16 protein-coding genes and 3 rRNA genes are annotated in these 21,702 nt (G+C 48.4%); 18 read left to right on the forward strand and 1 reads right to left on the reverse strand.

Going from position 1 to position 21,702, the window contains the following annotated elements; genetic code table 11:
- Window positions 1-13: 13 nt before the first annotated feature.
- The 13 genes from MHB82_RS00325 (at window position 14) to MHB82_RS00385 (ending at window position 12,531) form a co-directional block, all read left to right on the forward strand.
- On the forward strand, window positions 14-964 hold the full coding sequence (locus MHB82_RS00325; RefSeq protein ID WP_095362238.1) for a peptidyl-prolyl cis-trans isomerase: 951 nt from the start codon (window positions 14-16) through the stop codon (window positions 962-964).
- Window positions 965-1,314: 350 nt separating this feature from the next.
- Complete coding sequence (cysK, locus tag MHB82_RS00330) at window positions 1,315-2,253, forward strand: cysteine synthase A (protein WP_095293377.1); 939 nt, start codon at window positions 1,315-1,317, stop codon at window positions 2,251-2,253.
- Between the two features lie 141 nt (window positions 2,254-2,394).
- Complete coding sequence (locus MHB82_RS00335; protein ID WP_341173552.1) at window positions 2,395-3,966, forward strand: anthranilate synthase component I family protein; 1,572 nt, start codon at window positions 2,395-2,397, stop codon at window positions 3,964-3,966.
- A 47-nt stretch (window positions 3,967-4,013) separates the two neighbouring features.
- Window positions 4,014-4,589 (forward strand): aminodeoxychorismate/anthranilate synthase component II, encoded by a 576-nt coding sequence (gene pabA / locus MHB82_RS00340; RefSeq protein WP_095293379.1) that lies wholly within the window; start codon window positions 4,014-4,016, stop codon window positions 4,587-4,589.
- A 2-nt stretch (window positions 4,590-4,591) separates the two neighbouring features.
- On the forward strand, window positions 4,592-5,476 hold the full coding sequence (locus MHB82_RS00345) for an aminotransferase class IV (protein ID WP_110756305.1): 885 nt from the start codon (window positions 4,592-4,594) through the stop codon (window positions 5,474-5,476).
- Window positions 5,473-6,336, forward strand: coding sequence for a dihydropteroate synthase (folP, locus tag MHB82_RS00350; RefSeq protein WP_341173553.1), 864 nt, complete (start codon window positions 5,473-5,475; stop codon window positions 6,334-6,336). The genes MHB82_RS00345 and folP overlap by 4 nt, the downstream gene beginning before the upstream one ends.
- 104 nt (window positions 6,337-6,440) lie before the next feature.
- On the forward strand, window positions 6,441-6,803 hold the full coding sequence (gene folB / locus MHB82_RS00355) for a dihydroneopterin aldolase (RefSeq protein WP_095362233.1): 363 nt from the start codon (window positions 6,441-6,443) through the stop codon (window positions 6,801-6,803).
- 9 nt (window positions 6,804-6,812) lie between these two features.
- On the forward strand, window positions 6,813-7,361 hold the full coding sequence (gene folK / locus MHB82_RS00360; RefSeq protein WP_341173554.1) for a 2-amino-4-hydroxy-6-hydroxymethyldihydropteridine diphosphokinase: 549 nt from the start codon (window positions 6,813-6,815) through the stop codon (window positions 7,359-7,361).
- Window positions 7,313-7,516, forward strand: coding sequence for a helix-turn-helix domain-containing protein (locus MHB82_RS00365; protein WP_095293384.1), 204 nt, complete (start codon window positions 7,313-7,315; stop codon window positions 7,514-7,516). Before folK ends, MHB82_RS00365 begins: the two co-directional genes overlap by 49 nt.
- 139 nt (window positions 7,517-7,655) lie before the next feature.
- Entirely contained in the window at window positions 7,656-8,675 is a 1,020-nt protein-coding gene (dusB, locus tag MHB82_RS00370; RefSeq protein WP_095362231.1) for a tRNA dihydrouridine synthase DusB, read from the forward strand.
- A 244-nt stretch (window positions 8,676-8,919) separates the two neighbouring features.
- The gene (greA, locus tag MHB82_RS00375; protein WP_095293395.1) at window positions 8,920-9,399 is read left to right on the forward strand and encodes a transcription elongation factor GreA; all 480 of its coding nucleotides are present in this window, start codon (window positions 8,920-8,922) and stop codon (window positions 9,397-9,399) included.
- A gap of 124 nt (window positions 9,400-9,523) precedes the next feature.
- Entirely contained in the window at window positions 9,524-11,035 is a 1,512-nt protein-coding gene (gene lysS, locus MHB82_RS00380) for a lysine--tRNA ligase (protein WP_095362230.1), read from the forward strand.
- 158 nt (window positions 11,036-11,193) lie between these two features.
- Window positions 11,194-12,531 carry a TrkH family potassium uptake protein gene (locus tag MHB82_RS00385; protein ID WP_336784335.1) on the forward strand — a complete coding sequence of 446 codons (1,338 nt, stop codon included), beginning with the start codon at window positions 11,194-11,196 and terminating at the stop codon, window positions 12,529-12,531.
- A 143-nt stretch (window positions 12,532-12,674) separates the two neighbouring features.
- On the opposite strand, the gene MHB82_RS00390 is transcribed toward MHB82_RS00385, so the two are convergent.
- On the reverse strand, window positions 12,675-13,274 hold the full coding sequence (locus MHB82_RS00390; protein ID WP_341173555.1) for a TetR/AcrR family transcriptional regulator: 600 nt from the start codon (window positions 13,272-13,274) through the stop codon (window positions 12,675-12,677).
- Between the two features lie 86 nt (window positions 13,275-13,360).
- Here MHB82_RS00390 and MHB82_RS00395 point away from each other — a divergent pair, with 86 nt between their 5' ends.
- The 5 genes from MHB82_RS00395 to guaB all read left to right on the forward strand — a co-directional run bounded on the left by MHB82_RS00395 (window position 13,361) and on the right by guaB (window position 21,298).
- Entirely contained in the window at window positions 13,361-13,909 is a 549-nt protein-coding gene (locus MHB82_RS00395; RefSeq protein ID WP_341173556.1) for a 2TM domain-containing protein, read from the forward strand.
- A 514-nt stretch (window positions 13,910-14,423) separates the two neighbouring features.
- A 16S ribosomal RNA gene (locus tag MHB82_RS00400) occupies window positions 14,424-15,975 on the forward strand.
- Window positions 15,976-16,307: 332 nt separating this feature from the next.
- Window positions 16,308-19,235: ribosomal RNA gene (locus MHB82_RS00405) — 23S ribosomal RNA — on the forward strand.
- A gap of 135 nt (window positions 19,236-19,370) precedes the next feature.
- Window positions 19,371-19,487 (forward strand): 5S ribosomal RNA (gene rrf / locus MHB82_RS00410).
- Together the 16S, 23S and 5S rRNA genes form the textbook arrangement of a ribosomal RNA operon.
- 353 nt (window positions 19,488-19,840) lie before the next feature.
- Window positions 19,841-21,298: an IMP dehydrogenase gene (gene guaB, locus MHB82_RS00415; RefSeq protein WP_095293447.1), complete on the forward strand. Its 1,458-nt coding sequence runs from the start codon at window positions 19,841-19,843 to the stop codon at window positions 21,296-21,298.
- The last annotated feature ends 404 nt before the right edge of the window (window positions 21,299-21,702 follow it).

A 21,702-nucleotide genomic window follows, 5' to 3' on the forward strand; every position in this document is an offset into this window, starting at 1 on the left:
GACGGGACGCGGAATGACGAGACAGGAAAAAGGGCTGTGGACGGCTGTAATTGTCCTGACGCTCGGCATGCTTGTGATGGGGACGGTAATGGTGGTTCAGGGTATGAGATCAGGTCGGGATGATGCAGATGCACCTCATGATACAGGTCAGGAGGAAGGAAGCGCCATTGCCACAATTAACGGAGAGGTCATTACGGACAAGGAATGGACCGATGCGCTGAAACGGCGTTATGGCAGCGATATGCTCCTTCAGATGCTGAACCGCAAAGCGGTTTATGCGGAGGCAGTTGATCGCGACCTTACAGTCACTCCGGAGGAAATAGCGAAGGAACTGTCTGTTGCGATGGATGGCTATGATTCGGAGCAGGCATACTTTGACGAGATGAAGTCCCAGCTTGGCCTGACGAGACAAGAGCTTGAATTGGAAGCTGGTTATCGGCTTTTATTGGAGAAAATCGCTACGAGCGGCATTCAGGTCAAGGATGCAGACATTGAGCATTATTGGGACGAGCATCGCGAGGACTTCATCTCTCCCGAGAAATACGATCTGTCCATGATTATGGTGGAAGATGAAGAGCAAGCCGATTCGTTACTGGATGATTTGGAGCAGGGTGCAGACTTCGAAGATATGGCAAAGGCAGAATCAACAGACAGCTTCACCCGTGACGCTGGAGGGCGGCTTGGCTGGATTGAACAGAATGATCCGTTTCAGCCGGAAGACGTCATGAACCTGGCTGAACAATTGGATGTTGGTGATATTGCTGGGCCAGTACAGGTCGAGGATGGATATGCCATTATCAAATTAAACGATAAGCAGGATGCCCAGGTTCAATCCGCAGAAGAGGTACGTGAAGATATCCGGATGCAGCTGGCTCTGAGCCAGGCTGATCCACTTCCTCAGGTGGAAGAGAGGCTGCGCAATAAATATGAAGCCGTGATTATCGCCGAAATTCCTGCTTCCTAATTTTCACTGATCGGTGGATAGTTATTTGGGATGCTGCACCGTGATAAAAAATACTCTGTCTACAGGCTTATGGCCCAGGACAGAGTATTTTTTTGAGTACTCATATTGACAATGGCGTGCAACGTTGATAAGATAAAAATAATAAATACCTACTCGTTTACTCGGATTAAAAGCAATGTTTAACCCTAAGAAACCTTCGGAAACCTCAGATCCGTTCCATGGATATGCATTTGGGCCAGATGGAGTAAAGGATTTCCGCAGTTCTTCTATAACATCAAGAGGCTGCTCCGGCCGCGCAATATAAGCAACAGGACTTAAGTATTATTCATCCCACTAAGGAGGGCATTCATATGGCTAAAGTTGTTAATAACGTAACAGAACTCATCGGAGGTACTCCGCTTGTTCGTCTCAACCGTATCGTACCTGAAGGTAGTGCTGAAGTATTCGTGAAACTTGAGTATCAGAATCCAGGTTCGAGCGTTAAGGACCGTATTGCGATCAGCATCGTAGAAGAAGCGGAAAAAGAAGGCAAGCTGAAACCAGGTGATACCATCATTGAAGCAACTAGCGGTAACACAGGAATTGGTCTTGCAATGGTAGCTGCAGCCAAAGGCTACAAGTCTGTCATTGTTATGCCTGAAACGATGAGCTTGGAGCGTCGTAACTTGCTTCGTGCCTATGGTTCTGAGCTGGTGCTCACGCCAGGATCCGAGGGAATGAACGGTGCTGTCAAAAAAGCAGAAGAATTGCTTAAGGAAAACCCAACATACTTCATGGCTGAGCAATTTAAGAATAAAGCAAACGTAAAAATCCACCGTGAAACAACAGGTCCGGAGATCGTTGAAGCGATTCAATCTGTTGGTGGTACATTGGATGCCTTTGTTGCAGGGATTGGTACAGGCGGAACAATTACAGGTACAGGCGAAGTATTGAAAGAAGCCTTCCCTTCGATCAAAATCGTCGCTGTAGAGCCAGCTGCGTCTCCAATTTTGGCAGGCGGCAAGCCGGGTCCTCACAAAATTCAAGGAATCGGTGCGAACTTCATTCCTGAGATTTTGGATCAGGAAATCTATGACGAGATCATTCACATTGAGAATGATGATGCGTTCGAAACAGCTCGTCAAGTTGCGAAGGAAGAGGGCATTCTGTCCGGTATTTCTTCCGGTGCAGCGATTCGTGCAGGTCTGCAAGTAGCCAAACAGCTGGGTGCAGGCAAACGTGTTGTTGTTATCGTGCCAAGTAACGGAGAGCGTTACCTCAGCACACCACTATACAACTTCGAAGCTTAGGTGTAAGCATAATGATATCAATCCTCCGTACCCACATGCTGGGTATGGGGGATTTTTTGCTGAATGCTTTTAAAAGATGCGGTGCTTTAGTATACTATCAGACAATAGAACTAGCGACAGATGGAGGGCGGCTAACCGCAAATGACACACCTGATGACAACATACGCCGACTGGACAGAGTGGGCCAGACAAGGATGGACCATGATGCCGTACATGATCAAGTCGGATGAGGGACCGGTTCATGGCGGTTTACCGTTAACATGGGAAGCAGCTTGGCACCAAGCATCGCCCTATTCCATGGTGCTGGAGAACGGGAAGGGCGGAAGATATACATTTCTGGGATTGCACCCGGTATCCGTTATTTCAGGCAAGGGACATGAAGCGGTCATCTATGATCTGAAAAAAGGATTGACGTCCACAGATACGGGTAAACCGCTGGATGTGTTAAAAAGGTGGTCAGCTCCGTACACTGCCCCTAAAGTGAGTGAGGCTCCTGATTTTGGTGGGGGGAGTGCAGGTTACCTCAGCTATGACGTAGCCAGATCACTGGAGAAGCTGCCAACGCTCGCTGAAGACAATCCCGCTTTGCCTGACTACTGGTGGATGCGTTTTGAAGAGCTTTGGGCATATGACAATGAACAAGAGGCACTGTACTGCATGGTCCATCTGCCGCTAAGAGCTGAATCGGACGAGGCACACCTTCAAGTCTTGTATGCAGAAGCTGAAGAGCGAGCTGAAGCCATGCGGCAGCGGTGGCTGCATATTGTGGGCTATGCTCAGGCAGAGGAGCAGCAGCAAGCATTGGAGCATCGCAGCAGGCACATGCAGCTGGCGCAGAAGCAGGAAGAGGCGGACAGGGAAACGGAAGGATGGCAGACATCATTTCCCCAACAGGATTTCGAACAGGCTGTACGCACCGTACAGGAATATATCCGGCAGGGTGATGTGTTCCAAGTGAACCTTTCGCTGCGGCAGGAAAAGCAACTCCAGTCCACTGCCGAGCATATATACGAATGGCTGCGTCTTGTGAACCCATCGCCGTATATGGGAATGCTTCGCAGTCCAGACTTTCAACTGGTGAGTGGTTCACCGGAGCTTCTTGTCAAAGTGGATAACGGCAAGGTAAGTGCACGCCCGATTGCGGGCACCCGGAGAAGAGGTCGTGACGCAGCCGAGGATGAAGCCATGGCCGCTGAGCTGTTGAACAGTGAGAAGGAACGGGCAGAGCATATTATGCTGGTTGATCTGGAGCGCAATGATATTGGGCGCATTGCAGCCTATGGATCAGTTCATGTACCCGAACTGATGACCATCGAGAAGTATTCGCATGTTATGCATCTGGTTTCCCAAGTCGAGGGGAGACTTGCCGATGGTCTATCCGTTTTCAATGTCATTGCAGCCACCTTCCCTGGTGGAACGATTACCGGGGCTCCCAAAGTAAGGACCATGGAAATTATTGAGGAACTTGAGCCTGTGCGGAGAGGTCCCTATACAGGATCGATCGGGTGGATGGACTACAGTGGGAATATGGAGCTGAACATCGTCATCCGAACGCTTGCCATCAAGGATGGAGTCGGCTATGTTCAAGCGGGCGCAGGCATTGTTATTGACTCTGATCCGTATCGGGAATACAAGGAGTGCCGGAATAAGGCAAGAGCCATGATGAGGGCCGTGAACTACAGTGAGCAAGCGGAAGCAGTCAAACTATACTAATTGAAGCAACCGTCATTACATGACGGAAGAAGAGGAGGAACAAGAATATGATACTGGTTATCGACAATTACGACTCCTTCACATATAACCTGGTTCAATATCTGGGTGAGCTGGGAGAGACGGTGGAGGTTCGCCGGAATGATGAGATTGACTTGGCAGGCATTGAGGCATTGGCACCTGATCATATTTTGATCTCTCCTGGACCTTGTACTCCGAATGAAGCAGGCATCAGTCTGGCTGTCATCGATCATTTCAAGGGTAGTATTCCGATCTTTGGCGTTTGCCTGGGACACCAAGCCATTGGACAGGCTTTTGGAGGCAACGTTATTCGTGCAGATCGCATGATGCATGGCAAAACCTCGGAAATGCATCATCATGGAACGTCTGTCTTTGCCGGACTGCCTTCCCCGTTTACGGCAACCCGCTATCACTCCCTTATTGTAGAGCGCAGCAGTTTGCCGGATTGTCTGGAGATCACAGCCGAGACGGCAGAAGGTGAAATTATGGGATTGCGCCATAAGGAGTTTGCCATTGAGGGTGTGCAGTTTCATCCTGAATCGATCATTACAGATCATGGGCATCAGATGCTGCGTAACTTTCTGTCCCAGAAGGTGAAGGTATAGGAATGCAGTACGCCGCGATAAACGGAAATGTGGTTCATATGGCGGCAGCCGTGGTTCCGGTAACGGATCACGGCTTTTTGTACGGACTGGGCCTGTTCGAGACTTTTCGGACTTATCAAGGCGTCCCCTTCTTGCTGGAACGCCATCTGGAACGAATGGCCGCAGGTTGTGCGGAGCTTGGAATCCCATTTACTACGACAGTAGAGGAACTGAAGGAATGGATCAATTGTCTGCTGCAGGCAAACGCACTTCGAGATGCGTACGTACGATACACGGTTTCAGCAGGTGAAGCAGCGCTAGGATTGCCCTCGGGGGATTATGATCGACCCAATCATATTGTATTTGCAAAAGCATTACCTGAGCTCTCTCCATCCTTATACGAGAAGGGCAGAATGCTTCAGTGCTTATCGACGGTTCGCAACACACCTGAAGGGAATATACGCTTCAAATCACTGCAATACATGAACAGCATCCTGGCCAAACGGGAATTGAACGGATACGGTAAGCCTGCTCAAGGGGCGGAAGGCCTGCAGCTGACCCGGGAAGGCCATGTGGCTGAAGGCATTGTCAGCAATGTATTCTGGGTGAGGCAGGGTGTTCTCCATACACCATCTATCGAGACGGGGATATTACCAGGCATCACTCGAGCAGCAGTTCTGGAACTTGCAGCTGATATGGGATTAGCCAGTGCAGAGGGCTTGTATACCTGGAATGAGCTGCAGGAAGCAGATGAGATATTCCTGACAGGCTCGGTAGCAGAGCTTGTGCCGGTTACGACTTTACGAGGACAGAACGGAAACGAAACGATAATCAGTAACGGACATATCGGCCCGGTTACAGCAGCACTTCTGGGTATGTACCGTCAGAAAGCGGGGTATACTTCATGACACTCACACCAGTCATTTACGAACGGAACTATTCATGGGGGCCAGCTGAACTCAAGCTTGGTACACGGACACAGATCATGGGCATCCTTAATGTTACGCCGGATTCCTTCTCCGATGGAGGACGCTACAATCAGGTAGATCTGGCAGTTGCCCATGCGATACAGATGATGGAGGATGGAGCAGATCTGATTGATATCGGAGGCGAATCCACACGCCCGGGGTCGGAGACCGTCAGTGCCGAGGAAGAGCTCAGCCGAATCATACCTGTGATCGAAGCATTGCAGCTCCAGGCTCCGCATATTCCAATATCCGTAGATACCTATAAGGCGGAAGTTGCACGGAAGGCTATCCTAGCCGGTGCTCACATTATTAACGATGTATGGGGAGCCAAGGCAGACCCGGATATGGCCCGCACAGCTGCGGATCTGGGATGTCCAATCATTTTGATGCACAATAGACCCGAGCGGGATTACACAAGTTATCTCGATGATGTGGTTCAGGATCTGCAGGAAAGCATTCAAATTGCCTTGGATGCCGGAGTGCATCCGGATCAGATTATTCTCGACCCGGGTATTGGCTTCGTGAAGGATCTGACCGAGAATCTGACGCTGATGTCTTCTCTTGGACTTCTTAACGAGATGGGGTATCCGGTTCTGCTGGCTACTTCACGCAAGCGATTCATTCAGAACACCCTTCAAGTGCAGGCGAATGATGCAGTAGAAGGGACGGCAGCAACAGTTGCATTTGGCATCGCCCAAGGCTGCCAGATGGTTCGAGTTCATGATGTGAAGCCGATCCGGCGGACGGCGGACATGTGTGATGCCATGTTGTATGCCTCTCCGGGTCTACGGAGGAAATAACCTAGCGGGTCCGATTGACCCGCTCTAGAAGCGTAGCGTTTTGCACGAGGTAACGAACGAGTAGTAACACACAATCTAAATTATATAGAAGGCGGGCGAATCCTATGGATAGAATGGTACTGCATCGGATGGAATATTACGGATATCATGGTGTTTTTGCAGAAGAGCGGAAGCTCGGACAGCGCTACTACATAGATCTCGAATTGGATATGGATCTTGGGGAAGCTGGGCGTACAGATGATCTGACCAAGACCGTTAATTACGCCGAAATTCATGAACTTGTGAAACATATTGTGGAAAACAAATCATTCCAGTTAATTGAAGCTTTGGGCGAACATATTGCATCTTCGTTACTGGACACTTATACTATTATCAATGCTTTGACAGTTAAGGTGACGAAGCCGCATCCACCGTTTGATATTCATTTTGAGGGCGTAACGGTAGAGCTTCGCCGCACAAGAAAGTGAGAACCGATCATGACTGCACATTCGACCTCTGAATATTCAGAGGCTTATATTGCTTTAGGGGCCAATTTAGGTGACCGGGAACAGACGCTGCTTGAAGCGCTGACGTTACTCGATGCACATCCTGATATAGAAGTCCTTCGTTGTTCATCGCTATATGAGACAGAGCCTGTAGGTTATGTGGATCAGCCCTCGTTTCTGAATATGGCTGCTGCAGTACAGACGCGTCTTACTCCCGAGCAGCTCCTGACCGAATTGCTGGACGTCGAGAATCGGCTTGGACGAGTCCGCGATATTCGCTGGGGTCCTCGAACAGTAGATCTCGATTTGCTCTGGATGAATGGGCAGAGTCGGGATACCGAATTGCTTCAATTACCACATCCGCGGATGGGCGAACGGGCATTTGTGCTTGTTCCATTGTCAGATATCGTACCTGAAGGCGAGCCTTCAGGCTTGTATACCTATGTACACTCATCGTTGTCTGTACTGGATGGAAAGGATGGAATACAGCTTTGGAAAACGTGCAACTGGCGAGCCGCATCCGGGCCTTTCGGAAGCTGAAAGGTTTAACGCAACAGGAACTTGCAGCTGGTACTGGCATATCGCTTGCTATTCTGGGAACGATTGAACGGGGGAACCGTAAGGTATCCGAACAAGAGCTGGAGCGCATTGCGAGCGTGCTGAACATCAGCGTTGAAGAAATGCAGGGTAAGTAGAGTTCATTCACTATAGTCACTCATGAGTATATAACGTGTTTTATGAAGACACATATCGTTAATCGTTGATTGTATATAGCACAACATGACCGGGACTCTTGTAAGAGTCTGCGGTATTCAGAAGGAGAGAAACACAGAAATGCTGAAAATCGGTGGCATTGAAATGAAAAATCAGGTCGTACTTGCGCCGATGGCTGGCGTGTGTAATCCGGCTTTTCGCCTGATTGCAAAAGAATTCGGAACAGGGCTTGTATGTGCGGAAATGGTAAGTGGCAAAGCCATCGTGCATGGCAACAAGCGTACACGTGAGATGCTGTTTGTAGATGAGCGGGAGAAACCGCTGAGCCTGCAGATTTTTGGTGGAGACCGTGAAGCGCTTGTAGAAGCAGCCAAGATTGTAGACAAAGAAACCAACGCAGATATCATTGACATCAACATGGGATGCCCTGTGCCAAAAGTAACGAACTGTGATGCAGGAGCGCGCTGGTTGCTTGATCCGAACAAAATCTATGATATGGTATCCGCTGTAGTGGACGCAGTCGAGAAGCCTGTGACCGTCAAGATGCGTATCGGCTGGGATAACGAGCACATTTTCGTCGTTGAAAATGCACTCGCGGTAGAACGTGCTGGAGGTCAGGCTGTAAGTGTGCATGGCCGTACACGTGAGCAGCTCTATACAGGAACGGCTGACTGGTCCCATATCAAAAATGTAAAAGAAGCAGTCTCCATCCCGGTGATCGGGAACGGAGATGTATCTTCACCGGAAGATGCACGTCGCATGCTGGACGAAACGGGCTGTGATGGGGTCATGATCGGCCGAGCTGCACTGGGTAATCCATGGATGCTGTATCGTACTATTCAATACCTGAGTTCCGGGGAATTGCTTCCTGATCCGGGTGCAGAAGAGAAAATCCGTGTTGCCATTCTCCATATGGACCGTCTGATTGCTTTGAAGAATGAGGCCGTAGCGGTTAAGGAGATGCGTAAACATCTGGCTTGGTACCTGAAAGGATTGAAAGGCTCTGCACGCATCAAGGACGTGATTATGGAAGGAACCAAACGTGATCAGATGGTACAGATTCTGGAGAACTTTGTAGGCCAGATTCAAAATGAAGAGTACGTTGATGCGGAATCAGCGGTAGCCGAAAATGCATCCTGATCCTGTCCTGTAAAACGTTTACAAATATAAGGGGCGTAACATTGACTTTTCGAGATCGTTCCCCTATAATTTCACAGTATAAATTCGCCATGTGTGTTATAAGGCTAGTGCATCAGGAGGAACGTTCTGTTTCTCTGGAGAACTTCATATAGTTTTGAAGATATATGCGGTCGGAGCTCTGTATTCAGCATTGGTTCCGTTCCCGTGCAATCAAATTATTCCCATGACAGGAGAATCGGTTGAGATGAGCGATAAGGAAGTTATCCTTACACAAGAGGGACTCAAGAAGCTGGAAGAAGAACTGGAAACACTGAAATCGGTTAAGCGCCGCGAAGTGGCTGAACGGATCAAAGTAGCCATCGGGTATGGCGATATCAGTGAAAACTCCGAATACGAAGACGCGAAGAATGAACAAGCCTTCATTGAAGGTCGTATCATCACTCTGGAGAAAATGCTCCGGAATGCGCGGATCATCAACAGCGATGAAATCGATACCGATGCGGTAAGCGTAGGTGCAACCGTAACTGTAGAAGATCTGGAATTCGGAGACATTACAGAGTACACAATTGTAGGTACCGCGGAATCCAATCCGCTTCAGAACAAAATATCGAACGAAAGCCCTGTTGGAAAAGCCATTTTGGGTAAGAAAAAAGGCACCGTTGTTGACGTAAGCGTACCAGCTGGCGTAATTCAATATAAAATTGTAGATATTAAGAAGCAATAGTTAGTATTGTAATGAAGCAGTCGGGCACGGAGACAAAAGCTTCCTTAGGGAAGCTTTTTTCAACATTTGAGGAAGAACACATCTGAGGATGTCTGCAATGTAAATAAGGAGATGAATATAGATCATGACGGATGAAGTCTTGAATCAGGAAACCGAACTCAGCGAGCTTTTGCAAATTCGCCGCGACAAATTGGACGAGCTCCGCAAATTGGGAATCGACCCTTTTGGCCAAAAATACGTACGTACCGAAGAAGCCGGTTCTATTCTGAAGAAGTATGAAACACTGACCAAGGAAGAGCTGGAAGAGAAGCAGATCGAAGTCAGTATTGCCGGACGGATTATGGCGAAGCGGGGAATGGGTAAGGCAAGCTTTGCGCATATTCAGGACCTGAGCGGCAGAATCCAGATCTATGTTCGTCAGGATACGGTAGCTGAGGACAAGTTTGCGGCTTTCAGCCTGCTGGACCTTGGCGATATCGTTGGAGTTAGCGGTGTAGTCTTCAAGACCAAAACCGGTGAAACGTCGGTTAAAGTAAAAGATTTGGAAGTGCTGTCCAAGTCGCTGTACCCGCTTCCGGATAAATACCATGGTCTCACCGATGTAGAGCTGCGTTATCGTCAGCGCTATGTGGACCTGATCATGAATCCAGAAGTACAACAGACCTTTATTACACGTTCCAAAATCATTCAGTCGATGCGCCGCTACTTGGATTCCCTTGGCTATCTTGAAGTGGAAACTCCTACACTGCACAGCATCGCTGGTGGTGCGGCTGCACGTCCGTTCATTACGCATCATAATGCGCTCGACATGGAGCTGTACATGCGTATTGCGATTGAGCTTCACTTGAAACGTCTGATTGTAGGTGGACTCGAAAAAGTGTATGAAATCGGCCGTGTCTATCGGAATGAAGGGATGTCAACTCGTCACAACCCTGAATTCACGATGATTGAGCTGTATGAGGCTTATGCCGACTATAAAGATATCATGCAATTGACCGAAAATCTGGTTGCTCATATTGCGCAGGAAGTGCTTGGAACACAAGTGATCCAATATGCTGACTACCAAGTAGATCTTACTCCGCAATGGCGCCGTGTAACGATGGTGGATGCGGTTAAGGAAGTCGTTGGTGTGGACTTCTCCGTGCAAATGACAGATGAAGAAGCTCACCAGCTGGCCAAAGAGCATAAGGTTCCAGTTGAGCCGCATATGACGTTTGGCCACATTTTGAATGCATTCTTCGAACAGTTTGTTGAAGAAACACTAATTCAGCCAACGTTTATTATGGGACACCCGGTTGAGATTTCTCCGCTGGCGAAGAAAAGTGATGCAGATCCGCGTTTCACAGACCGCTTCGAGCTATTTATCGTTGGACGTGAGCACGCGAATGCCTTCACCGAGTTGAATGATCCAATTGATCAGCGTCAACGCTTTGAAGCACAACTGCTGGAGAAAGAACACGGGAATGATGAAGCGCACGAAATGGATGACGACTTCATTCGTGCACTCGAATACGGAATGCCGCCAACAGGCGGATTGGGTATCGGGATCGATCGTCTGATCATGTTGTTGACCAACTCACCGTCCATTCGTGACGTACTGCTCTTCCCTCACATGCGTCCACGTACGCAAGAATAATAAGGAACGTATTACACGTTCATAATAGAAGAGGAACCTGCCATTCAGTATCATGCTGGGGCAAGTTCCTCTTTAGGTTTACATAGGACGCTTTCCAAGGCTCCTTGGTTCGTTTTGATCTGACTACAGATTGTATTATGTTAAAAGAGGTGCCCTTCATGAAATTCAGGCTTCACATTGCCAAATTTCTGTCACCCCCGCTTATTTTGGTTGGCGGTTTCCTGCTGATTATCTCTATTGGTACCATTCTGCTGATGCTGCCTATTTCGAACCGAAGCGGTGAACATCTGGCGTTCATTGATGCGTTATTTACGGCGACTTCAGCAGCATGTGTGACCGGACTGGTCGTTGTGGATGTAGGAACGACGTTTAATCTGTTTGGACAGATTGTCATCATGGTACTCATGCAGCTTGGCGGACTCGGCTTCATGACCATTGCAACGCTGTTTGCACTTGTCCTGGGTAAACGGATATCCCTCAAAGACAGACTGCTTCTGAAAGAGGCCATTAATGCAGACAGCATGGAAGGTATTGTGCGCATTATCCGTAAGGTACTGATCTTTTCCTTCACGATTGAGGGTGTGGCTGCTGTGATCCTGGCTTTGCGCTGGGCAGCCGAAATGCCTCTGGGACAAGCAGCCTACTATGGGATATTTCACTCGGTTTCCCTGTTTAATAACGGTGGATTTGACCTGTTTGGCAACAGCTTTCAGCATTATACCGGGGACCTGTTGTTTAACCTGACTGCATCTGTGCTCGTTATATCTGGTGGACTCGGCTTTGTGGTTCTGAATGACCTGTTTGAGTTTCATAAACGTCGTCGTTTGTCGCTTCAGTCGAAGCTGGTACTTTCCGTGTCTGGTGCGCTGATTGGTATTGGAGCCCTTGTGGTATTTATCTTTGAATTCACTAATGGACATACACTTGCTTCACTGACCTGGCCTGAGAAAATCTATGCTTCCATCTTCCAGTCTGTGTCTACAAGATCGTCTGGAACAAGCTCGATTGATATAACGGAGATGAGACAGGCGACTCAGTTTTTCTTCATCCTGCTCATGTTTATTGGAGCTTCACCGGGTTCAACCGGTGGCGGAATCAAGACAACGACGTTCCTGATTATGATTGGAGCGGTATATGCCATGATCCGCGGGAATAAGGATATAGTGTTTTTCCGTTCTCGTGTTCCCAAAGAACTGCTCATGAGGGCATTGACCATCATTATGGTCTCGTTAATCATCTTCATGATTGTGGTCATGCTCCTGCTTACAACCGAAGATGCACCATTCCTGCCTTTGATGTTTGAAGCAGCTTCAGCAATAGGGACAGTGGGTCTGTCCGTAGGGGTGACTCATGAATTAACGGATATAGGAAAATTGATTATCTGTTTTACGATGTTTGTTGGCCGGATCGGACCATTAACCATTGCGTATGCGCTTCGTCCGCGTAAAGAGAAGAAGTTGTATCGTCATCCGGAAGGCCGGATTATTATCGGATAGAGAAAAACCGTCAGACAGCGGTCTACCTCCTGCAATAACAGGAAGTGGACTCAAAACGTCTGACGGTTTTTTTGTTTTATGGGCATGTCTTCTGTTGTTCAATCTTTCGTTAAGTCTAGTTGTAATAAAACAGTAAAAAGCTTTTATTCTTCTGCACGACACAATGCTGCGAGATGTAGAGAAAGAGCATTTTCCATAATTTCATAGGTCATCTGATCCGGTCTGAGTACGGCGTGAATGGACAGTCCGTCCACCAGGGCGTAGAGACGCTCTATCTCCAGTTCTTCATTGAGGTTAGCTCGTGAGAGATTAAGTTTAACAATGTACGTGATTACCGTGGCTATGGCTTGTCTGATTTCATCATAAACCTTGTCAGCGAGTGCTTTGAGAGCCGGATCAGTTTTGGACTTGGCTGTAAAAGCAAACCACACCTCCATTTCAGCCATTTTTTCGTCCGTGTTAGGCATGAATTCGAGCAGTAGAAGTTTCATATTCTCCATAGGAGAACCGTTGAACGACATCTGCTTAATTCGATTTGATACCCTTTCGGATACCAAATTCATTGCATATAGGAGTAATTCGGATTGAGTTGAGAAATAGTGACGCATTGAACCGGCAGATATACCCGCTTCTTCGGCAATATTTCGGACAGATGCTTGCTCCATGCCATCTCTGCGTATAATGCGCCAAGCTGCTTCAGCGACAAGGAGTCGCTGTTTGTCATGATCTACTATTTTAGGCATATGTGAATTATAACACTATTGCTTAATATAATACAAACGTGTTAAATTGTATTTAGCACAATTGTGTTATAAAGGGAGGGGTTATGATGATTGCCTATTTTATAATAGGATGTGAAATTGCCTTTTGGATTTTCGTTGCTGCCGGATTATCTGTAAGATATCTGCTAGGTATGAAGCGTCTGGGTGTTGGTTTACTGATGGCGACACCTGTTATCGATTTATTGCTATTAGTGGCTACGGTTATGGATCTGCAAAGAGGGGCTACAGCGAGTATGGTGCATGGCATCGCAGCCATATATATAGGTGTTAGTATTGCTTTTGGCCACCAGATGATTGCGTGGGCAGATCGATACTTTTTATTTTGGTTTAGAGGTGGAGAGAATCCACGCAGCAGGAAAGCATACGGAAGCGAACATGCAAGTCAGGAAAGGCATGGATGGTTTCGACATCTGGCTGCCTACATCATAGGGAGTTCCTTCTTATTGATTATGATCTGGTGGATTGGTGATCCTGCCCGTACTGAAGCATTCGTGAACATCGTAAGAGTGTGGGGAGTTATATTGGTCATCGACTTTATAATCAGTTTCAGTTATACCCTATGGCCCAAGAAGATGCCAGCAAAGAAAGTCGAATAGAGAATAAGAGAGTTATTCAGTAATTATATATCAGCAAGTAACAGGCATTTAATTGTTAACACTTTATATAGTCTCCTGAAGCGATTGACCAAATAATCAGCGAACCTAAAGTTTAAACAAAGGGATGTTAATGAGTGCGGAATTAGAATATACAATCTTTTTCGAAAAAGTACTTGCATAAAAAATCTGTACATGGTATATTCTAATTCCGGCCAAGAAAACACAAGAAACACGGTGCGGTAAGCAACTGAAAAGCTTCGAAAGAAACTTAAAAAAAGTGCTTGCTAAATTGGTTCGGATGTGATAAGATATAAAAGTTGCTGAAGAGAACAACACTCGGATGCAAACGACGTTTGATCTTTGAAAACTGAACAACGAGTGAGTAATCATCCTGCTTGCAGGATGAACGTGAAGGTTTTTGGTACGTGCCAATTGGCTGTATGAAAACTGGAACAACAAATGAGATTTTTAATCTCGTCAGATTCAAAATGAGCTAATCGCTCTTTTCAATACTTTATTGGAGAGTTTGATCCTGGCTCAGGACGAACGCTGGCGGCATGCCTAATACATGCAAGTCGAGCGAACTTGAGGAGAAGCTTGCTTCTCTGATGGTTAGCGGCGGACGGGTGAGTAACACGTAGGCAACCTGCCCTCAAGCTTGGGACAACTACCGGAAACGGTAGCTAATACCGAATACTTGCTTCTTTCGCCTGAAGGGAGCTGGAAAGACGGAGCAATCTGTCACTTGAGGATGGGCCTGCGGCGCATTAGCTAGTTGGTGAGGTAACGGCTCACCAAGGCGACGATGCGTAGCCGACCTGAGAGGGTGATCGGCCACACTGGGACTGAGACACGGCCCAGACTCCTACGGGAGGCAGCAGTAGGGAATCTTCCGCAATGGGCGAAAGCCTGACGGAGCAATGCCGCGTGAGTGATGAAGGTTTTCGGATCGTAAAGCTCTGTTGCCAGGGAAGAACGTCCTTGAGAGTAACTGCTCAAGGAGTGACGGTACCTGAGAAGAAAGCCCCGGCTAACTACGTGCCAGCAGCCGCGGTAATACGTAGGGGGCAAGCGTTGTCCGGAATTATTGGGCGTAAAGCGCGCGCAGGCGGTCATTTAAGTCTGGTGTTTAATCCCGGGGCTCAACCCCGGATCGCACTGGAAACTGGGTGACTTGAGTGCAGAAGAGGAGAGTGGAATTCCACGTGTAGCGGTGAAATGCGTAGAGATGTGGAGGAACACCAGTGGCGAAGGCGACTCTCTGGGCTGTAACTGACGCTGAGGCGCGAAAGCGTGGGGAGCAAACAGGATTAGATACCCTGGTAGTCCACGCCGTAAACGATGAATGCTAGGTGTTAGGGGTTTCGATACCCTTGGTGCCGAAGTTAACACATTAAGCATTCCGCCTGGGGAGTACGGTCGCAAGACTGAAACTCAAAGGAATTGACGGGGACCCGCACAAGCAGTGGAGTATGTGGTTTAATTCGAAGCAACGCGAAGAACCTTACCAGGTCTTGACATCCCTCTGACCGTCCTAGAGATAGGGCTTTCCTTCGGGACAGAGGAGACAGGTGGTGCATGGTTGTCGTCAGCTCGTGTCGTGAGATGTTGGGTTAAGTCCCGCAACGAGCGCAACCCTTGATCTTAGTTGCCAGCACTTCGGGTGGGCACTCTAAGGTGACTGCCGGTGACAAACCGGAGGAAGGTGGGGATGACGTCAAATCATCATGCCCCTTATGACCTGGGCTACACACGTACTACAATGGCCGGTACAACGGGCTGTGAAGCCGCGAGGTGGAACGAATCCTAAAAAGCCGGTCTCAGTTCGGATTGCAGGCTGCAACTCGCCTGCATGAAGTCGGAATTGCTAGTAATCGCGGATCAGCATGCCGCGGTGAATACGTTCCCGGGTCTTGTACACACCGCCCGTCACACCACGAGAGTTTATAACACCCGAAGTCGGTGGGGTAACCGCAAGGAGCCAGCCGCCGAAGGTGGGATAGATGATTGGGGTGAAGTCGTAACAAGGTAGCCGTATCGGAAGGTGCGGCTGGATCACCTCCTTTCTATGGAGAATCGTCTTCTGTAACGAAGACATTCAAAAAGTCTTCAGGAAGCATGCTTCCGAAGCGAGCTTTACTTCGTAAAGCTTTCAACTCACTCGTTGCTCAGTTTTGAGAGCTCAAACTCTCAAAACAGCTTGCTTTTGCATGGAGCTTGTTCTTTGAAAACTAGATATCGAAACGAAAATTGCGAATTAGAACATTCCTTTTAGCTGAACTTGTGTTAAACAAGTTTCAAATATTAGTGATACTGTATGAGCGAGTGATCGAATGGAACGACTTTTGGATTTGCGCAAGCAAACCAAGGGAAGAGACAGCTTGAACACGAGCGAATTGGTTAAGCTACTAAGAGCACACGGAGGATGCCTAGGCGCTAGGAGCCGATGAAGGACGTGGCGAACAACGATACTGCCTCGGGGAGCTGTAAGCAAGCTTTGATCCGGGGATGTCCGAATGGGGAAACCCAGCTGGGGTAATATCCAGTTACTCATAACTGAATACATAGGTTGTGTAGAGGCATACCAGGGGAACTGAAACATCTAAGTACCTTGAGGAAGAGAAAACAATAGTGATTCCGTCAGTAGCGGCGAGCGAACGCGGAACAGCCCAAACCAGAGAGCTTGCTCTCTGGGGTTGTGGGACGTCTCACATGGAGTTACAAAGGAGCCGGTTAAACGAAGAGGTCTGGAAAGGCCCGCCAAAGAAGGTAAAAGCCCTGTAATTGAAAGTCTGCTCTCTCCGAGACGGATCCCGAGTAGTGCGGGGCACGTGAAACCCCGTATGAATCCGGCAGGACCATCTGCCAAGGCTAAATACTTCCTAGCGACCGATAGTGAAGCAGTACCGTGAGGGAAAGGTGAAAAGCACCCCGGAAGGGGAGTGAAATAGAACCTGAAACCGTGTGCTTACAAGAAGTCAGAGCCCATTTTAGGGGTGATGGCGTGCCTTTTGTAGAATGAACCGGCGAGTTACGTTCCCGTGCAAGGTTAAGGTGAAGAGCCGGAGCCGCAGCGAAAGCGAGTCTGAATAGGGCGAGTTAGTACGTGGACGTAGACCCGAAACCGGGTGATCTACCCCTGTCCAGGGTGAAGGTGCGGTAACACGCACTGGAGGCCCGAACCCACGCACGTTGAAAAGTGCGGGGATGAGGTGGGGGTAGCGGAGAAATTCCAATCGAACTCGGAGATAGCTGGTTCTCCCCGAAATAGCTTTAGGGCTAGCCTCGGAAAACAGAGTCGTGGAGGTAGAGCACTGATTGGGTGCGGGGCCCGCAAGGGTTACCAAGCTCAGTCAAACTCCGAATGCCATAGACTTACTTCCGGGAGTCAGACAGTGAGTGCTAAGATCCATTGTCAAAAGGGAAACAGCCCAGACCATCAGCTAAGGTCCCCAAGTGTGTGTTAAGTGGGAAAGGATGTGGAGTTGCACAGACAACCAGGATGTTGGCTTAGAAGCAGCCACCATTGAAAGAGTGCGTAATAGCTCACTGGTCGAGTGACTCTGCGCCGAAAATGTAACGGGGCTAAACACACCACCGAAGCTATGGCTTGATGCTTTGCATCAGGGGTAGGGGAGCGTTGTATAAGGGTTGAAGGTGTACCGTAAGGAGCGCTGGACATTATACAAGTGAGAATGCCGGTATGAGTAACGAAAAGATCAGTGAGAATCTGATCCGCCGAAAGCCTAAGGGTTCCTGAGGAAGGCTCGTCCGCTCAGGGTAAGTCGGGACCTAAGGCGAGGCCGAAAGGCGTAGTCGAAGGACAACAGGTCGAAATTCCTGTACCACCGTAAATCGTTACGAGCGATGGGGGGACGCAGTAGGGTAGTGACGCAGACGGATGGATGTCTGTCCAAGCAGTGAGGCTGATGTGTAGGCAAATCCGCACATCCTAAGGCTGAGCTGTGATGGGGAGTGAAAATTACAGTAGCGAAGGTCATGATCTCACACTGCCAAGAAAAGCCTCTAGCCAGATGAAGGTGCCCGTACCGCAAACCGACACAGGTAGGCGAGAAGAGAATTCTAAGGCGCGCGGAAGAACTCTCGTTAAGGAACTCGGCAAAATGACCCCGTAACTTCGGGAGAAGGGGTGCCCCGGTAGTGTGAATAGCACGAGGGGGCCGCAGTGAAAAGGCCCAAGCGACTGTTTAGCAAAAACACAGGTCTGTGCGAAGCCGTAAGGCGAAGTATACGGGCTGACGCCTGCCCGGTGCTGGAAGGTTAAGGGGAGCGGTTAGGGAGTAATCCCGAAGCTGTGAACCGAAGCCCCAGTAAACGGCGGCCGTAACTATAACGGTCCTAAGGTAGCGAAATTCCTTGTCAGGTAAATTCTGACCCGCACGAATGGCGTAACGACTTGGGCGCTGTCTCAACGAGAGATCCGGTGAAATTTTAATACCTGTGAAGATGCAGGTTACCCGCGACAAGACGGAAAGACCCCATGGAGCTTTACTGCAGCTTGATATTGAATTTGGGTACGATCTGTACAGGATAGGTGGGAGCCTTTGAAGCATGAGCGCCAGCTTGTGTGGAGGCACCGTTGGGATACCACCCTGATCGTATCTAGGTTCTAACCTGGTGCCCTTAGCGGGTACGGGGACAGTGTCAGGTGGGCAGTTTGACTGGGGCGGTCGCCTCCTAAAGAGTAACGGAGGCGCCCAAAGGTTCCCTCAGAATGGTTGGAAATCATTCGAAGAGTGCAAAGGCATAAGGGAGCTTGACTGCGAGACCTACAAGTCGAGCAGGGACGAAAGTCGGGCTTAGTGATCCGGTGGTACCGCATGGAAGGGCCATCGCTCAACGGATAAAAGCTACCCTGGGGATAACAGGCTTATCTCCCCCAAGAGTCCACATCGACGGGGAGGTTTGGCACCTCGATGTCGGCTCATCGCATCCTGGGGCTGAAGTAGGTCCCAAGGGTTGGGCTGTTCGCCCATTAAAGCGGTACGCGAGCTGGGTTCAGAACGTCGTGAGACAGTTCGGTCCCTATCTGTCGTGGGCGTAGGAAATTTGAGAGGAGCTGTCCTTAGTACGAGAGGACCGGGATGGACGTACCGCTGGTGTACCAGTTGTTCCGCCAGGAGCACCGCTGGGTAGCTATGTACGGACGGGATAAGCGCTGAAAGCATCTAAGCGTGAAGCCCCCCTCAAGATGAGATTTCCCAGTATGTAAGACCCCTTGAAGACGACGAGGTAGATAGGCTGGGGGTGGAAGTGCAGTAATGCATGGAGCTGACCAGTACTAATCGGTCGAGGGCTTATCCAAATTGCAGGTTTTAGTCGCAAGTTTCGTTTCGGATCTAGTTTTCAGAGAATGATCTCTGAAATGAAAATCGGTACATCACTCCAATGTGTGTATGATTTTCAGTTCCACAAAATGCATTTGTTACACAAATGCTCGTTTGGTGGCGATAGCGGAGGGGTTCCACACGTACCCATCCCGAACACGACCGTTAAGCCCTCTAGCGCCGATGGTACTTGGACCGAAGGGTCCTGGGAGAGTAGGACGTTGCCAAGCAAAGAACCACTGCCGATGAACTTCGGTGGTGGTTTTTATTTGTTAATAAAGGTAAATATATGGAAGCTATCTAGTTTTACTTGAAACAAAGTTAAAAAAATTTGAGGACAAACGCCATTTAAAAACGGATGGTGTTTTTGGCATATTCGGCAGTTGTCCGCTCAAGAAACACAGTTGTATGCATCAGACAGTACACCTGATATAACCAGGCACTTTTCCTTGACAGTCTAAATATCGCTTTGCTAAGATGGCAATAATAAATTTTTCAGAAAACGTATTTTCGGCATAAATACTGCCTGAGATCTTCGGGTTTTGGACCGTAAAGCTGAGCAAACATAAGGAGGAACACCTGCGTGTGGGAAGATAAGTTTGGTAAGGAAGGTTTGACCTTTGATGATGTATTGCTAGTGCCACGGAAATCCGAGACACTGCCTAAAGAAGTGGATGTATCGGTTCGTTTGAGCGATAGTGTAAAACTGAATATCCCTCTGATCAGTGCTGGTATGGATACCGTTACTGAAGCGACTCTGGCCATTGCCATCGCACGTGAGGGCGGTATCGGAATTATCCACAAAAACATGTCAGTTGAACAGCAAGCGGAAGAAGTAGATCGGGTTAAACGTTCGGAGAGCGGCGTAATTACCAATCCGTTCTCACTGACAGCTGAGCACCTGGTATCGGATGCGGAAGAAGTTATGGCGAAATATCGCATCTCCGGTGTACCGATTGTCGAAGGTGATCAGAAGCTGGTTGGGATTCTGACTAACCGTGACTTGCGTTTCATCCATGACTACGGTATTAAAATCAGTGAAGTCATGACTCGTGAGAATCTGGTTACTGCTCCTGTAGGTACAACCTTGCAAGAAGCAGAAGGAATTCTCCAAAAGCACAAAATTGAGAAACTTCCTTTGGTGGATGAGTCCAATACACTGAAAGGTCTCATTACGATTAAAGATATCGAAAAAGCAATTCAGTTCCCTAATGCAGCCAAGGATGCTCAAGGTCGTCTCCTGGTTGGTGCGGCAATTGGTATCTCCAAAGATACTTTTGAACGCGCTGATGCATTGGTACAAGCTGGTGTAGACTTAATTACTGTTGACTCTGCACATGGACATCACATCAACATTATCGAAGCTGTTCGTCAATTGCGTGAGCGTTTCCCGAACTTGACTATTATTGCAGGTAATGTAGCTACTGGTGAAGCTACTCGTGATCTGATCGAGGCGGGTGCATCGGTTGTCAAAGTGGGTATTGGTCCAGGTTCCATTTGTACAACACGTGTTATTGCTGGTATTGGTGTACCTCAAGTAACTGCTGTTTACGATTGTGCAACTGTCGCACGCGAGTATGGAGTTCCAATCATCGCAGACGGCGGGATCAAATATTCAGGTGAGATTACAAAGGCACTGGCTGCAGGCGCACATGCAGTTATGTTGGGAAGCTTGTTTGCGGGAACTGCAGAGAGCCCGGGAGAAACTGAAATCTTCCAAGGACGTAGCTACAAAGTATACCGCGGTATGGGCTCAATGGCTGCAATGAAACAAGGAAGTAAAGATCGTTACTTCCAGGATGATGACAAAAAACTCGTTCCGGAAGGCATCGAGGGACGTGTAGCTTATAAAGGTCCATTGTCCGATACCATTCATCAGTTAATTGGTGGTCTGCGTTCGGGTATGGGTTATTGCGGAACAAGCAACCTTGAGCAGCTCCGCAATGATACAGGCTTTATCCGTATTACTGGCGCGGGACTTCGTGAAAGTCATCCGCATGATGTTCAAATTACAAAAGAAGCACCTAACTACTCGTTGTAATCTGAAGAGAGTTAATCATTTCCAGGACAGGCTTGGCGATTTTCGCCGGGCCTGTCTTTTTTTGCGGATACCCCTGTGATAGAATAGAAAAAGCGGTGACGATCCTTTATCGGATTAGGGCGTTGCGGCGGCTTTTTGACGTGAATCTATGAATCTTGTTTCACATGGAACAAATGCCACGAAAGGTTGCCCAGCTAGATAGAAGCGCGGACGTCCTTTTACATAAGCATTGGATAATGCTAACTAAGTGACAATCGATAATGAAACTTATGGAGCAATGATATTGCTCTTTCGATACAGCGCATAAAAAGCTACTTTTCACAACATCTTCTACGATCGTTAAGGACCAAGAAAAACGCAGCTCAAGCTGCACTGAAGCATCAATTAAGCGAAGCTTCGGAACG

The organism is Paenibacillus sp. FSL K6-2862 (assembly GCF_038005125.1).
Classification (GTDB): domain Bacteria; phylum Bacillota; class Bacilli; order Paenibacillales; family Paenibacillaceae; genus Paenibacillus; species Paenibacillus illinoisensis_A.

Coding starts and splice junctions, on each gene's coding strand:
- MHB82_RS00325 (WP_095362238.1), top strand. CDS start 14: ATGACGAGACAGGAAAAAGGGCTGTGGACGGCTGTAATTGTCCTGACG.
- cysK (WP_095293377.1), top strand. CDS start 1,315: ATGGCTAAAGTTGTTAATAACGTAACAGAACTCATCGGAGGTACTCCG.
- MHB82_RS00335 (WP_341173552.1), top strand. CDS start 2,395: ATGACACACCTGATGACAACATACGCCGACTGGACAGAGTGGGCCAGA.
- pabA (WP_095293379.1), top strand. CDS start 4,014: ATGATACTGGTTATCGACAATTACGACTCCTTCACATATAACCTGGTT.
- MHB82_RS00345 (WP_110756305.1), top strand. CDS start 4,592: ATGCAGTACGCCGCGATAAACGGAAATGTGGTTCATATGGCGGCAGCC.
- folP (WP_341173553.1), top strand. CDS start 5,473: ATGACACTCACACCAGTCATTTACGAACGGAACTATTCATGGGGGCCA.
- folB (WP_095362233.1), top strand. CDS start 6,441: ATGGATAGAATGGTACTGCATCGGATGGAATATTACGGATATCATGGT.
- folK (WP_341173554.1), top strand. CDS start 6,813: ATGACTGCACATTCGACCTCTGAATATTCAGAGGCTTATATTGCTTTA.
- dusB (WP_095362231.1), top strand. CDS start 7,656: ATGCTGAAAATCGGTGGCATTGAAATGAAAAATCAGGTCGTACTTGCG.
- greA (WP_095293395.1), top strand. CDS start 8,920: ATGAGCGATAAGGAAGTTATCCTTACACAAGAGGGACTCAAGAAGCTG.
- lysS (WP_095362230.1), top strand. CDS start 9,524: ATGACGGATGAAGTCTTGAATCAGGAAACCGAACTCAGCGAGCTTTTG.
- MHB82_RS00385 (WP_336784335.1), top strand. CDS start 11,194: ATGAAATTCAGGCTTCACATTGCCAAATTTCTGTCACCCCCGCTTATT.
- MHB82_RS00390 (WP_341173555.1), bottom strand. CDS start 13,274: ATGCCTAAAATAGTAGATCATGACAAACAGCGACTCCTTGTCGCTGAA.
- MHB82_RS00395 (WP_341173556.1), top strand. CDS start 13,361: ATGATTGCCTATTTTATAATAGGATGTGAAATTGCCTTTTGGATTTTC.